The sequence below is a fragment of the Bradyrhizobium quebecense genome (genome assembly GCF_013373795.3).
Lineage (GTDB): Bacteria > Pseudomonadota > Alphaproteobacteria > Rhizobiales > Xanthobacteraceae > Bradyrhizobium > Bradyrhizobium quebecense.
The window spans coordinates 8725804-8740742 of sequence record NZ_CP088022.1 but is presented as its reverse complement, the minus strand read 5'-3'; the positions used below and the strand labels follow the sequence as shown (position 1 = coordinate 8740742).

The 14939-nt window shown below is 61.3% G+C and carries 5 protein-coding genes and 6 pseudogenes; 5 read left to right on the top strand and 6 right to left on the bottom strand.

What is annotated here, in order from left to right:
- Positions 1-566 precede the first annotated feature (566 nt).
- Positions 567-791: pseudogene (locus HU230_RS41435) on the bottom strand (ATP-binding protein); the annotation flags it as partial.
- Positions 792-1166: 375 nt separating this feature from the next.
- Between HU230_RS41435 and HU230_RS41430 the strand changes: the two are divergent.
- Both HU230_RS41430 and HU230_RS41425 read left to right on the top strand, forming a co-directional pair.
- On the top strand, positions 1167-1319 hold the full coding sequence (locus HU230_RS41430; protein ID WP_224497196.1) for a hypothetical protein: 153 nt from the start codon (positions 1167-1169) through the stop codon (positions 1317-1319).
- Positions 1294-3396, top strand: a complete 2103-nt coding sequence (locus tag HU230_RS41425) for a recombinase family protein (protein ID WP_176529005.1) — start codon at positions 1294-1296, stop codon at positions 3394-3396. The genes HU230_RS41430 and HU230_RS41425 overlap by 26 nt, the downstream gene beginning before the upstream one ends.
- Before the next feature lie 6 nt (positions 3397-3402).
- Here the strand turns inward: HU230_RS41425 and istB are convergent.
- Together istB and istA are read right to left on the bottom strand one after the other, a co-directional pair.
- Positions 3403-4065 (bottom strand): annotated as a pseudogene (gene istB / locus HU230_RS41420) (IS21-like element helper ATPase IstB); the annotation flags it as partial.
- A gap of 85 nt (positions 4066-4150) precedes the next feature.
- Positions 4151-5588, bottom strand: a pseudogene (gene istA / locus HU230_RS41415) (IS21 family transposase); the annotation flags it as partial.
- 375 nt (positions 5589-5963) lie between these two features.
- On the opposite strand from istA, the pseudogene HU230_RS41410 reads away from it, so the two are divergent.
- Positions 5964-6209: pseudogene (locus tag HU230_RS41410) on the top strand (transposase domain-containing protein); the annotation flags it as partial.
- 114 nt (positions 6210-6323) lie between these two features.
- Here HU230_RS41410 and HU230_RS41405 read toward each other — a convergent pair.
- A complete protein-coding gene (locus tag HU230_RS41405) occupies positions 6324-10766 on the bottom strand; it encodes a Ulp1 family isopeptidase (RefSeq protein ID WP_224944079.1) in 4443 nt (1480 codons plus the stop codon).
- Between the two features lie 435 nt (positions 10767-11201).
- On the opposite strand from HU230_RS41405, the pseudogene HU230_RS41400 reads away from it, so the two are divergent.
- Both HU230_RS41400 and HU230_RS41395 read left to right on the top strand, forming a co-directional pair.
- Positions 11202-11760: pseudogene (locus HU230_RS41400) on the top strand (integrase core domain-containing protein); the annotation flags it as partial.
- A 194-nt stretch (positions 11761-11954) separates the two neighbouring features.
- Positions 11955-13112, top strand: a pseudogene (locus tag HU230_RS41395) (IS3 family transposase).
- A 119-nt stretch (positions 13113-13231) separates the two neighbouring features.
- On the opposite strand, the gene HU230_RS41390 reads toward HU230_RS41395, so the two are convergent.
- Together HU230_RS41390 and HU230_RS41385 are read right to left on the bottom strand one after the other, a co-directional pair.
- Positions 13232-14512: a type II toxin-antitoxin system HipA family toxin gene (locus HU230_RS41390; RefSeq protein WP_166103963.1), complete on the bottom strand. Its 1281-nt coding sequence runs from the start codon at positions 14510-14512 to the stop codon at positions 13232-13234.
- Entirely contained in the window at positions 14509-14796 is a 288-nt protein-coding gene (locus HU230_RS41385; protein WP_173640841.1) for a helix-turn-helix domain-containing protein, read from the bottom strand. The genes HU230_RS41390 and HU230_RS41385 overlap by 4 nt, the downstream gene beginning before the upstream one ends.
- Positions 14797-14939: the final 143 nt, after the last annotated feature.

Genomic DNA, 14939 nt, shown 5'->3' with positions numbered 1-14939 from the left:
GCTGGCGAGCCTCGCGCGCGGCGCATGCAGCTTCGTGCTCGATGCGCTGGAGCAGGCACTGCAAGATCGACGGCCGGTCCATCGTGGCGGGCTCGTGCACCACAGCGACAGAGGCAGCCAATACGTATCCATTAAGTACATCGAGCGCTTGGCTGAAGCTGGTGTGGGGCCTTCTGTCGGCAGCCTCGGAGATTCCTATGACAATGCTCTCACCGAAACCATCAACGGTCTCTACAAGGCCGAGGTGATCCCGCGCGGCCCATGGCGCAGCTTCGAGGCCGTCGAGATTGCGACATGCGACCTGGAATGGGTGGATTGGTTCAACAACCGACGGCTCCTCGAGCCCATCGGCAACATACCGCCGGCCGAAGCCGAGAAACGCTACTACGCCATGCTGGAACAATCCGCCATGGCGGCAGAACTTAAACTAAATGGCCTCCGGCAAACCCGGGGCGGTTTTGTATCACAGGAGTTTGGCGGTCTGACGCGCCTCGCCTCCACGTGGGCGTATTCGGATACCGAGCGCCTATCGTTTATAACGCGACAATCAGGATGGGAGCGGCGCGTCAATCAAGATGAGACGAGGCGGCCGAGTCAGGAGATAATTGACGCTGGCCGCCGTCGAGTTCGTTGGGGGTAGTGTGAACAGGCGGCCGGCCTGGACCGCGTCTGCGATCGAGGGCAACTTTTCGACGGTAACTTTCGACGTTCATCTCGAGGATCGTGGCGTGGTGGACCAAACGATCGATGGCAGCCAACGTCATTGCCTGGTCGCCGAACACGGCAGAGTACCCCTATTCTTGAACGGGTCGTGTCTCACGTCACGATCACTGACCCGCATCATTTCCTATTTGGGCACCGGCTTGAGGTGCTGAAGGAGCGGTCGGGACGCGGTCCCGCCTACGTTGTTGTCGCGCTGCCGGACGGACGGCGGCGGGGGGTTCGGATCGCGTCGACGGATCTTACCGAGACGTCGATCGCTTTCCGCCCGAACGCGGCCGACCTGCCGCGCATCAGTGTACGGACGCTGATCCCATTGATGCAACATTTGAGCGCGAGTCTGAGCCTTCTCGACGAGAAGGTGATTCGCGATGACCCACCGACCGCTCCCAGGTCGCGTTGCGTATCGACCCCTGCCAACGTTGGCAAATCCATCCGGCCGTCCGATGGCCGATATTCCGCGCCTCTGGCCGAATCTGTCGACCGCGACGCAAACCCAGATTGCTCAAACGATCGCCGCGCTGATGCGGCGAATGCAAGCGATCCCCGGCACGCCCGGAAGGGGACTGGGTCGTGCTGATCAGCTCGACCGTCGCTGACGAGCGGCTCACGACGGCTCACCGAGCCAAGTTGGCCTATGTCTACGTGCGGCAGTCATCCGTGAACCAGGTGCGCCAGCATCAGGAGAGCACCGAGCTGCAGTACCGCCTTGTCGATCGCGCCATCGGTCTGGGCTGGCCGCCCGAGCGCGTCCAGGTGATTGACGAGGATCTGGGCAAATCCGGTGCTGGCGGCGTGGACCGTCATGGTTTCCAGAAGCTCATTGCCGAGATCGGCCTTGGCAACGCCGGTCTCGTGGTGAGTCTCGACGCTTCGCGCTTGGCCCGCAATAACCGGGACTGGCATCAGCTTCTCGAACTGTGCTCGGTATTTGGCGTGCTGATTGCGGATGGCGAGCGGCTTTACGATCCGCGCGCCTATCACGACCGCCTGCTGTTGGGCCTGTCCGGCATCATGAGCGAGGCGGAGCTGCATCAGCTTCGGATGCGCCTTCACCAAGGGGAACGGCAGAAGGCGGCGCGGGGCGAACTGCGGCTGCCGCTGCCGGCCGGGCTCGCCTACGATCGAGCGGGCACAATTGTTCTCAATCCGGATGAGGAGGTGCGCGCCCGTCTTCATCTCGTGTTTGCTAAATTCCGGGAACTGCAAAGTGCGCGCCGTGTGATGCGCTACTTGGACAGGAATGGATTGTCCTTGCCGGTTCGGCCGCTGCTTGGACCTTCTCCACACGAGATCGTCTGGCGTGCGCCAGATAGCACACGCGTCCTTAATATCCTTCAGAATCCGGCCTATGCTGGGGCGTATGTTTATGGCCGCCGGCAAAAGGACCCGAGCCGATGCCGGCGGGGATCGCTGACGGGAACGGTCAAGGTAGCGATCGCGGATTGGGCGGTTTGCCTCCACGCCGCTCACCCAGGCTATATCAGCTGGGAGGAGTTCATGGCCAACCAGGGGCGATTGGCAGATAACGTCTGCCGCTATGAGGCAGGTCACTCTGGCGTACCGCGCAAGGGGGCAGCCCTGTTACAAGGAATTGCGGTCTGCGGTCGTTGTGGACGGCGCATGAGCATGCGCTACACGGGCCCGAATGCCGACTATCCGGTCTATTGCTGCCGCTCGGATCGGGACCAGCAAGGCAGTGCAATGTGCCAGGAAGTCCGGGCCTTGGCGGTTGACGCGCTGGTCGAGCGGATAGTCCTCGACGCCCTGGTGCCGGATCAGATTGAGATCGCACTCGCAGCCGCGGGCCAACTGGAGCAGGAGAGCCGTCAGCTCGAGCGCCAGTGGGCGCTTCGCGTGGAGCGCGCCCGCTACGAGGCCGAGCGCGCTCGGCGCCAGTATGACGCCGTAGAGCCCGAGAACCGTCTTGTGGCGCGCTCACTTGAGCGGGCTTGGGAAGAGAGGCTGCGTGTCGCAGAGGCGGTCGAGCAGGAGCATGCGCGTTGGCGCGGGCAAGAGCCGCTTCTGATTGGCCCGGCGGAATGCGCAGGGCTACAAGCGCTCGGCGAGAACCTGCCGCGGATTTGGAACGCGGCCACCACGTCGGCAGCCGATCGCAAGCGCATTCTGCGATTTGTGATCCGCGAAGTCGTTCTTGATCAGAAGCGGACCCGAGGTCAGGTGTGGCTCAAGATCGTCTGGCAGACCGGTGCAACCAGCGAGCATCACGTGCAACGGCGCGTTCAGACATACCGTGATTACATCGACATTGATCGGTTGCGGCAACGGATCGTCGAGTTGAATGCTGAACACAAAATGGATGCCGAGATCGCGGCAATACTCAATCAGGAAGGCTTCGTCGCGGCTCGAGGCTGCGCCTTCAAAGGCGAGAATGTCTGGCTGTTGCGTACCCGCTGGGGCATTCCCACCGTCAAAATCAACGGCGTGGACAAGAATCCGATGCGCTGGCCCGATGGAAGCTTCTCAATTCAGGGCGCAGCGGCTGAGCTTGGAGTGACCCCGCAGACGGTGTTCGATTATCTCGCGCGGGAATTGCTGGCAGGTCGTCAGTTAGCCAAAGGCCAGCCATGGCAGATCGAGCTCTCAGACGACCAAATCCGTCAGCTTCGCAATCGGGTACGACGCACCAAGCGTTCGAAGAAGGAGGCATCATGAAGTCATCGGCTCCGGGAAGATACGCCCCCATTCGCCAAATGGCTGATTGGCCGTGATCAGCAGCGAGCGTCGTTCGTAGCGGGCGGCGATCAACTCGAACAGCACACTGGTTTCCGGCTGATCCTTGCTCACATATGTGATGTCGTCGAGGATCAGGAGGTCATAGCGATCGAGTTTGGCGATCGCGGACTCCAGCGCCAGCTCGCGCCGCGCGACCTGCAGCCGTTGCACCAGATCGGTGGTGCGCGCGAAGAGAACGCGCCAACCGTTCTCGACGAGAGCCAGGCCGATCGCCGTGCCGAGATGGGTCTTGCCGCCGCCAGGTGGACCGAACAAGAGCAAATTGGCGCCGGCCTTCAACCAGGCGTCGCCAGCGGCGAGCGCCATCGCCTGTGCCTTTGATAGCATCGGCACGCTTTCGAAGTCGAAGGTGGCGAGCGTCTTGCCGGCGGGCAAACGCGCTTCCACCATGTGTCGCTCGATCCGACGGCGGGTGCGATCGGCCGCCTCGTGCTCGGCAAGGGCGGCGAGGAAGCGGGCGGCAGGCCACCCTTCCTTGTCCGACTGTGCGGCGAGCTTCGGCCAGATCGCCTTGACGCCCGGCAGGCGGAGCTCATTGAGAAGCAGCTCGACACGGGCGGCATCGACGGAGGTAGCGATACCGGTCATGCTGCCTCTCCCAGGTTCGAGCGGCCCAACATGACGCTGACGGAGGCGAGTTCATCGTAGACGTCGAGCGGCACCAGCTGGACGGCGACACGGCGACACGTGGGATCGAGGCCGCCTCGGGTCGGAAGCGGCCGCGCAGCGCGGCAAGATCGCGTCCAGATCCATCGCGATCACCTCGGCGAGTTCTGCTTCGCAGGCGCGCTCGTGAGCCAGCGCCAGAAGCTCGACCGTCACCTTGCAGGCGCGCCGGTCATCACCATGCTCCCGCAAGGTCTCGAACAGACGTTTGTAAGCTGTACGCGGGAAGAGTTGGTCGCGATAAACGAGATTGAGGAGCGCCATCGGCTTGCGCCGCAGGGCATGGATGACGTGCCGGTAATCCACGACATGACCGCCCTGGCTCTCGGACATAGGCCGACCGCGCCGCAGCGTCACGACCGGCGTGACGCCAAGGAAGCATTCGAGCCGGTCGTCGAAGATGCGCACACGCAGGCGATGGCCGATCAATCTTGAAGGCACGGTGTAGAACACGCGCCGCAGGATGAAGCCGCCTGACTACGTCACCGGGATCACTTTCTCCTCGAAGTCGGTCGTGCGGCCTTTTGGCAGCGGCGCCAAGGCCTCCTTCTCGAGCGCGATCGGCTTGGCGAGGTTGGCGTTGCGCCGGCCGACAATCTCGTCGACAAAAGCCCGGTACGCATCGAGACTGGCGAAGTCGCGCGTCCCCCGCAGCAACAGCGCATCTTCCAGTGCCCGCTTGAGATGGCCGTGCGCGCTCTCGATCGGGCCGTTCTCATGTACGATGCCCGCATTTGTTGCGCGTTGGCGCCATGCCATAGTGGCCCATCAGCCCGGCGTAGCGCTGCGTCAGATCCGCCCGTGCGTCGGCGGCCAGATTGCGGAATGCTGCCGACAGGCTGTCGCTGCGATGCTCCCGCGGCACGCCGCCGAGCGCCCACAGCGCGTTCTGCAAGCCCACCGCCAGGGCGACGAAGCTTTCGCCGCCGAGCACGACATGGGCATGCTCGAAGCCGGAGAACGCCAACCGGAAGTGATAGAGCCGGTGATCGAGCGGCTCACCCGCGATGGTAATACCGAGCGCGCTCACGTCGGTGAAGTCGGACAGACCAGGCGGCCGGGCTCGTGCTGCTGGCGGAAGATCACGTCCTGTTCGGGACCGTTGAGCGCGCGCCAGGCGTTGATGCGCCGCTCCAGCGTGCGGCGGATGTTCGGGTTCAAATCATGATGCCGTCGGCGCAGCTCGTCCAGCCGCCGATCACGCGGATGCCGGGCGCAGCCTTCAGGATCGGAACGATCTCGGCGTCCCAATACTGCCCGAGCGGATCGGACCGGCGCCGGCCCCTCGGCGTCTTCTTCTGCGATGGCGGGCGACAATCGCCCTCGATTCGATCCGCGCTTGCCTTCGAGAACCCCGCCTTGGCCGCGGCGGCCTCGGGGGACAGTGTCAGTCGGTAGGTCATGTACAGCCTCATCTGGTGGTCGGTGATGTGGAGGCCAGGCAAGGCATCGATTCCCTCTTGTCGAGACGAATCAACAGCTTGCACCAGCCGCACCCGGCCGCCAGACGGGTCCAAAAACGCGACGCCGACGGGGACGGTCCTCCGGTCGGGCTGCGCCCTCCCTTCGGTCCGTCCCCATCGACGCAGTCTCACCTTGATTGTCGCTGGAGTCTCACCCTGATCGCCGCCGCGCAATCTTGGGGCGATACGATCTCGGGCGGCTTGTCTTGGACGCGATCGGTGCGGCTTGGCGGCGTGCAAATGCAAACCAATTTCGCGCTTCGTCCCGATCTCGTGACCCTACCGATACCAGCCCTGTCCGGTAGCGCGGCGGTACCCTCTACCCTCGACGCAGAGCCCTGTTTGGGCCGAATGACAGGCAGGATCTGCTTGACCAACAATTGTGCTGAGCGCGCATTGAGAGGCATCGCCTTGGGAAGGCGCAACTGGACCTTCGCCGGCAGCCAGCGTGGCGCCGACCGTGCCGCCATCATGCTGACGATCATCACGACCTGTCGCCTCAACAAAGTCGATCCCAAGGCCTGACTCGCCGACGTCCTCGCCCGTATCGCCGATCTTCCCGCATCGCATCTGCACGAACTGCTGCCCTGGGAATGGAAGCTCCTGCGCCGAGCCCGCCGGTCAGCAAGCCGCCTGACCTTCACGCAAACCATCATAGAGTTCGTCGTGCCCGCGCGCACGCTTCAATCAGGCGGTCTTCGTCGTATGCGTACGACATCAGCCCCTGAGTCGGTTCTGCAGCGCCTGCCGATTGGCAACGAGGCTGCTGAGGTTCAGCAGGTGTGGTGCTCGTCCTTGCTCCAATTGCCTAACCAGCGCCCGCGTGCCGTCCACCACGAAGACGCCGCAATCATAAGTGTTCAGCTGCTGGGTCATGCCGCGTGACTCCAGGCGGGCGCCCAGCCTTGCTGCGAGCTCTGCTGCGGGCGTGTTGTTGTATTCCCCCATGGAGTCGTAGCGATAGGCAACCGGCCTTTCGCGGTCGCGGCGATCAACAAACAGCAACGACCAATGGGTGCCGGGGAGATTCGTAGCACGGGCATTGTTCACTGGCAGGAACAGGAAGTCGGCTGTGTCGTCACCATTCTGATCATGGACGATGCGCTGGAATGCGCGTAGCATTTCGCTCTCGGTGCCCAAGCGCAGGCTAACAAGGGTTATGAGAGGATCCACGAACCGCGTCCGGGCGGCGAGATTCGGATTGTCCCCCCCCAACTCTTGCGCCAGGAGCTGGTAATCTCTCAGGACATGCTCGTCGCCCAGCCATTCCGTGTCCTCGAGCACCAGCCCGCGGCCGTGAGGCGAGGCTGTCGGACCTAAAGCCCCGATCTGAGCATCGTAGGAGGTGCTCGGAAACGCCGGCACAGAATTAACATCGTCGCGTGATTCAGACGGCGTGGCCGCAGTCAGATCAACCAATGGAGGACCGCCGTAGGTGCTTGAGCGAGCCCTGGCAGCCTGCGCTGGCTCAAAGTGAGCATCGTCGCGCAACTCGGACGGATTCGGATTCACCAGTGCGAGATGCTGAACCCTGGCAGTTGATGGTGACGCCGGTGCTTGCATCTTCCGCCGCGACAACTCCTCGCTCAACCACGCCAAAGCTTCATCGTCCGAGGAGGCTGGCATCGGAGAAAGCCGCTGCGGCGAGCCGAGCTGTCGAGCGCCATGGTGATGACCCGGTACCGGCCTGGCAAACGGCGGCGCAAAGTCGGGCGGCGGGCTCCAAGCGTTGTCACGCAACTCAAATGATGCGGGCGAATTCGGATTAACCGCTGCTTCAAGACCGCCATAGGTGTCTGAGTGAACCCTGGCAGAGTGCGCTGGCGATGCTTCCAGGACCGGCCACATACTCCAATCAAAGTTGAGCGGCATCTGCGGCGACCAGGTTGAGGCGGACCAGGCAGGTTCCTGCTGTCCAGCTTGGACTATGTCCTGCGCCTGCTCCGGGGGAACCCCGGGCCACGGTGGGCCGTCTTCCACCATCAAACGCAGATCCTGATTATAACCTTCCGGGAGGACCAATGGCCGACTGACAGCTCGCTGCAGCGCCGTGGCATCTTGGTACCCACTCCCCTGCATCGTCGGCTGCGCCTGCCATGGCGATGCACCCAGTTGATGGGTGGGGGCCGACGTCAGCAGGCGACCGCCTGAATTGGCGATCTCGCTCAGTTGCCGCTCAATGGCAACGCCGTGCAGATTGTCTAGGGTCCTCGGCCTCTTCGCTGGCCTCAATTCAGCTGTGTCATGCTCATCGTTGATGACGACCTCCTCGCTTGGCAGGAGGTTGCTCTTGGCAAGTGCACCGATCGGCTCGTCCGGGAACTGCTGGCGGTCGGACTCTCCGGGATCCGGTGCCTGGTCATGGCACGCGGCTGGCTCAAGAGACGACGACGGGCCGGGGGCGTCCATCAGCCCCAAAACCAAATCCTGATCGTAGCCTTCCGCAGGAAGCTCCTCTCGCCTGCTGAAAGCTTGCTGCGACGCGCTGTGCCGCGCAGCGGCGTCGCCGACCCGCCTCGACTCCATCAGAGCCGCGTCTTCGGGATCAGGAATGGGGGAAATATGGCGATCGAGCTCCATCGCCTTACCGGCCGGCGATTTTCGGAGATGGGCCAGTGCGGCACCGATCTTCCGATTACCACCAGCGTCCTTATAATCCTCGACATCTCCATCCAACGCCTTGCCGGAAAGCCGAGCAGCAATGCCCTTCTTGTTATTTTCACGCAGGTAGTCACTGAAACTGTTAAGAACAACTGCATAGGTACGTACGGTACCTGTCGCAGCTTTGTTTTTGTACTCTTTGATGAGAGCCACGTCCTGGGGATAAGGATTCAGCTTAGCGCGGCCTGCGATCGGCACGATCCCGCCCGTCGACTGCGAGGTCCGGAGATGACCAATTGCCGTAAGGAGTCTCGTGGGATTACCCTTTCCAAAGAACTCAGCATCATCGGTCAGCGACTTGTCGTCGAGCCGAGCAGCAATGGACTTTCTTTTATTTGCGACAAGCCAGCGGCCAAAGCTGCGAAGGGGCCACACATTGGCCTTGGCGGTGATTTCGGTAGCCCCGCCCTTGATGAGGGCCTTCTCAAGCTCCGAAATAAGGCGAGCGTCCTCGGAATAAAGAGGCTGCTTCCTGCGAACCCCAGTTGATCGAGCCAGCTGCAGCGCCGAGGACGACGGGCCGGGTTCGTCCATCAGCCCCCAAAGCAAATCCTGATCGTGGGCTTCCGCAGGAAGCTCCTCTGGCCAACTGCCAGCTTCCTGCGACGCGCTGTGCTCCGCAGCGGCGTCGCCGACCCGCCTCGGCTCCATCAGGGCCGCGTCTTCGGGATCAGGATGAGAAATATGGCGCTCGAGCTCCATCGCCTTAGCGCCGGCCGACGATTTTCGGAGATGGGCCAGTGCGGCACTGATGATGCGGTAACCACCGGCGTCCTTCTTATAGTCCTCGACATCTCCATCCAACGACGTGCTGGGAAGCCGACCAGCAATGCCCGGCTTGTTGTTTTCGCGCAGGTAGTCACTGAAACTGCCAAGAGCAACCGTATAGGTAATGCCGGTACCTGTCGTTGCTTCGTTTTTGTACTCTTTGATGAGGGCCTCGTCCCCGGGGTGCGGATTCAGCTTAGCGCGGCCTCCGATCGGGACGATTCCGCCCGTCGACAGCGAGGTCCGGAGATGATCTAGTGCCTTACGGACTCTCTTGGGATCACCCTTTCCTATCGACTCCCGAACGTCGTTGGTCAGCGACTCGTCGTTAAGCCGAGCAGCAATGGCCTGCTTTTTGTTTTCAAAGAGCCAGCGGCCCAATCTGAGAAGATGACCTACATTGTCCTGGGCGGTGCGCTCGGCGACCCCGGTGAGTGCCTTGCTAAGCCCCAAAATAAGGGGCTTATCTTCGAGATAAAGAGGGCGCTTGCTGCGACCTACCAAAACCCCAGGTGACTTGCCCGGCTGCAGCGCCGAGGTGCCTGGCATCGGCCCGCCGTCTCCACCCCGCAACGCTGGAGGGTATTCGTGCCCGCTCGCCTGCATAATGGGCTGCGCCTCCGATGGCGATGCACCGACTTGCGCGGTTGGTCCGGGAGGCGACGACGGGCGGGTTTCGTCCATCATCCCCAAAGGCAAATCTTGATCGTGACCTTCCACGGGGAGGACCTCTGGCCAGCTGCCAGATCTCTCCCACGCGCTGCGCGGCGCGGCGGCGTCCCTGACTCGCGTCGGCTCCATGAGGACCGCGTCTTCAGAATCAGGAACGGGTGAGATAACGCGCACGAGTTCCATCGCTCGGGCGCCCGCTCGCGAGCCTCGGAGATAAGTTAGAGCGGCCCCGATCTTCGGGTCTCGACCGGGCGTTTTCTTATAGCCGTCGACATCTTTATCCAACGACTTGTCGGAAAGCCGAGCAGCAATGCCCTTCTTGTTATTTTCACGCAGGTAGTCACTGAAACTGCGAAGAGCAGTTGCATAGTTCTGGACGATATGTGTTGGTGTTTCGTTTTTGCACTCTTTGATGAGAGCCGCGTCCTTGGGATAAGGATTCAACTCAGTGAGGCCTGCGATCGGCACGATTCCGCCCGTCGACTGCGAGGTCCGGAGATGATCTAGTGCTGTACGGACCTTCTTGGTACCGCCCTTTCTTATGAACTCCTGGACATCATTGGTCAGCGACTCGTCGTTAAGCCGAGCAGCAATGGCCTGCTTTTTGTTTTCAAAGAGCCAGCGGTCGAGAGTGAGAAGATTACTCACATTGTTCTTGGCCGTGCGCTCGGCAGCCCCCCCTTTGATGAGGGCCTCCTCAAGCCCCAAAATAAGGTCAGCATCTTGGGAATAAAGAGGACGCCTGCTGATACCTATGTAAACCTCTGTTGACTGGCCAGACTGCAGCGCCGAGGCGCCTGGCATCGGCCCGCCGCCTTCACCCTGCGACGCTGGAGGGCATTCGCGCCCGCTCGCCTGCATGATGGGCTGCGCCTCCGATGGCGATGCGGCGACTTGATGGGGGGGGGTCTGCATCAGCACACGATCACCTGGACGGGTGATCTCGCTTAGCTGCCGCTCAAAGGCCGCCGCGTCTGTCGACGGGGACACCGGTGCAGTCTCTTGCTGGGCGGCGCTGTTCGATTGTTGCTGCAGTCGGCTAGTTGAGGTGAAATCCATCCGTTCTCACTTTCGAAGATATAGGCGCATCAGAGCTCGGTTTGGATCTCGTGCGCGGGGCAATCGAGACGGCAGCGCGGCGACCAAATCCACAGCACAGAATGTGCTCTCAACGTTGGATCCAGCAACAAACCAGCGTGGGTCCGAACCGTCCGCGCCGCAGGCAGTCGGACACTCGGATGTTCTTCCCCACAATTTTTGCTATGAGAGGAAGCTGTCGAGTACCTGACGAGCGCTGTCGGGCGACGTGGAAAATTGCTCCCTGACGAGACGAGGAATTGATCCCCTCGCGACACGGTCAGAACGGGGTTTATGCAGCGAATCAGTTCAGGTCCTCTGCGGTTCGAAGATCCGCGGAGGGAGGTCACGCTGGAGCTGGACGAGGTTTCGGCGATACTCCGGCTCAACGAGCTGGGGTAGGATAGCAAACGGAATTTGCAGCTGACCATCCCGCATCTGACGCGGTCACCCTGCATCGCTGCCTCCAGCGCCACGGCATCAGCCGATTGCCGGAGGTTGAAGGCGGCAAGCCTTCGAAGAAAAAGTTCAAGGCTTATCCGATCGCTTATTTCTACAAGATCCAAACAGTGCTCACTTACAATGGGATCCAGTTCACCTTCCCGCCCCGCTATGCGGACGGCCCGACAGCAATATACGTGACGCATATGTTCGATATGCGATGCCAAGAAAACGGGATCGAACATCGGCTGACCAAGATCAAGCATCCCTGGACCAATGGCCAGGTCGAGCGCATGAACCGCACGATCAAGGAAGCGACCGTCCAACGCTACCACTATGATCGACACGATCAGCTCGAAGCTCACCTTTCATCACCGCCTACAACTACGCTCGGCGCTTGAAGACCCTGAACGGCCTCACGCCTTACGAACACATCTGCAAATGCTGGACTTGCCAGCCAGAACGATTCACACTCAACCCGCTCCAGCAGATGCCGGGACTAACCCGTCCTATTCGTGAGAGTGCGTTTTTTTAGTCCGATTGATGGGCCGCACATCTGCTCTGACGAGGCGCGCGGGTGCCTTCGGCTTTTCACCGCCTGACGACCGGTACTTTGCAACGCGCTTGAGGGATGGGTTGGGCGAACGGGGCGCGAGTGAAATGGACCCCGATTTTGGGACCAGAGGTTAGTTGGAAAAGGGCCGCTCCGTTTGATAGACGGAGGGCATGATGACGACGAAGACGAGACGCAAGATCGACGCGGCACTGAAGGCAAAGATTGCGCTGGAAGCCGTGCGGGAGCAGGCGACGGTGGCCGATCTGGCCCAGCGCTATGGGGTTCACCCGAACCAGATCTATGCCTGGAAGAAGCAACTGCTGGACCATGCGGCGCGGGCCTTTGATGCGGGTGTCGGGCGCGAGAGCGAGGAAACGCGCGAACGCAAGATCGAGAAGCTGCACGCCAAGATTGGACAACTGACGGTCGAGCGCGATTTTTTAGCGCGGAGGTCCGGAAGATGAGCACGCCGGACCGTCGAGGAATGCTCGATCGCGCGGACAAGGCGCTGTCGATCCGTTGGCAATGCCTGTTGCTTGGCATCGCGCGCTCCGGGGTCTACCGGCCGGCCAACGACAACGACCTTGCCCTGATGCGGCGGATCGACGAGCTCTTCATCGCCTGGCCGTTCCTGGGCTCGCGGCGAATGACCGCAATGCTGAAGGCTGAGGGGCTTCAGGTCAATCGCAAGCGCGTGCAGCGGTTGATGCGCAAGATGGGCATCGCGGCGCTGGGACCGAAGCCGAACACGACGAAGCCGGCGCCGGGCCACAAGATCTATCCTTATCTGCTGCGCAACATGACGATCGACCGGCCGAACCAGGTGTGGGCCGCCGACATCACGTATCTGCCCATCGGCCGTGGCTTTTCTTTATCTCGTCGCCATCATCGACTGGGCGAGCCGTGCGGTTCTGGCGTGGCGATTATCGAACACGATCGACGTCTCGTTCTGCGTGGCGGCTCTGGAGGAGGCGCTGGCGAAGTACGGCAGGCCGGAGATTTTCAATACCGACCAAGGCAGCCAGTTCACCAGCGCGGCCTTCACCGGCGCGTTGGCGGGCGCAGGGATCAAGATCTCCATGGATGGCCGCGGTCGTTGGATGGACAACGTCTTCATCGAGCGGCTGTGGCGGTCGCTCAAGCATGAGGACATCTATCTCAAGGGCTATGCCGACGGCCGCGAGGCCAAGGCAGGGATCGCGAGCTGGATCTCCTTCTACAACGATCGTCGCCTTCATCAGGCGCTCGGCTATCGCACGCCGATGGCGGTCTGGCGCGAACGGATGCAGGCCGCGAAGGCTGTGGAATGGTGGACAACGCTGACGCGTTGACCACATGCCCACAGCAACAGCAGCAGACAGTGTCTCTGGCAGCGTGATAGGAAGTAATCAGGAGCGGTCAGTTTCCAACTAACAAACCGGCTCAAGCGGCCCCGCTCCGCGGGTCCATTTCACCTTTTCAGAAGGCGTTGGCATTCTTTGGCTCGCTCGATCAACTTGGCGGAAAGGCGCTCGATAATGACGTTATCTAGCCCTTCCGCTTGCGCGGCAGCGCACACGTCGCTCACGTTGTCGGGGAGCAGTTCGGCCAGCGAGTTCAATCCAGCAATCACTTTTTCCGCATCGAAACGGGTCTCGCGGGCGAATTTCTGCCATTCGCGCGCACCTATCTGGGCTAGCCTGTATTCCCCGCCGACCTTCATAGCGAGCTTCATCTTCTGCAAGTCGACATCGTCGTAGGGAAGGATGCTGGCAACATCGTAGAGTGGCGCAAGTCGCACCGTGGGGCCGCTGGCTAGGAGTAGTGAGTAGTTCTTAGCGTGTGCATCGGTGCCTCCGATGAGCCAATTTAAGCCGAGGGCATCGATGAATGTATCGAGATCATCAACACTGTCGGTGGAGTAGGTGCGTAAAAGTTCGATAATATCCGCAGCGGACGGGCCGCCCTCGCTTTGATATTTCTTGGTTGGCATGATGCCGCGTGCCTGGCACGCGTCCTCTTGATGGACGCGAATGACGTCATTGCCACTGAACTGCCGATCGTAGCGTTCGACGACAATGGCGATCTCTTTCTCAAACCGCACGACTTTGGTTCCGGCGACGGGCAAGCCGAGATTGCGCGCGAGATTGAGGCAGATGTGCTCGTTCTCGGCATGGCCATCGAAATGGCCGGTCGGCGGCTTAAGGATATGGGTTGTCGGAATGCCTCCAGACGGTATCCCCCATCGCGCCTTTTGCAGAAGCAGCGCGGTTTTCGGCTGGGCGCCGGCAAGACTGAATTGCCCCGTGTCACGCGGCAACCGCCACGCGGCATGATCTTCTCTCAATGCTTGCAGACGTTTTGCGACGGCGGTTTCGTCAAGCCACTCAACCTTGTCATTCGTACCGCTTCGCAATTCCTCCAAACGATCGCGCGTGACGAATTGAATGGCGCCGGCGCAATCTTCGCCGACGTGGGAAATCAGGGCAAAGACGTTGCGAGCCGAGACCTGAAACTTCTTCGCCCAACGATCGAGAACGCGCTCATTGTCCGGGAGCAGGCCCCATAGAAAGGCCTGAACAGCGGCGGGACCGTGTTCCTCGGCCGCGAGTGGCATGGAGAGCGAAATGGGGTACGCGCCCCTCGTTTGACGCCAATCGCTGTCATAGACGAAGGTGAGGCGGCCACGAGCGTCGTTGTGCACGCGGCCGACTTCCCTGCCGTCCAGGAGCGCGACGAGTTCGCTGGTCATGGCCTGCTTCTTTTGGCTTTTGACACGATTGCATTGATATCGACGGCTGACTTTTCTGAACCGCGGCCATGTGGTTGTTCGCTGCCTGCGTCTAGATGGATGCCGAGAGCGTCAAGAGCGCGGAGTACGAGGCCGAGTTCGGCGCGCGCGTGGCCGCGCTCGATCTCGATGACCCACTGACGGCTGACGCCAATGCGCTTGGCGAGGCTGGACTGATCAAGCTTGTGCCGTTTGCGGGTATCCCGAATGATGGCCCCGAGATCGGCCGATGTGCGTATGAGCATGGCAATTCAAAACGTTGTCGTTCGCTTACATTACCATATGTCCGCGTTCGACGACAATTGAAAATGTCAGCGAGCGCTGACTTCCATAAATGTCATCGCTCGTTAACATGCGTAACGTCTCCTAACTGCGCTGCATAAACCCG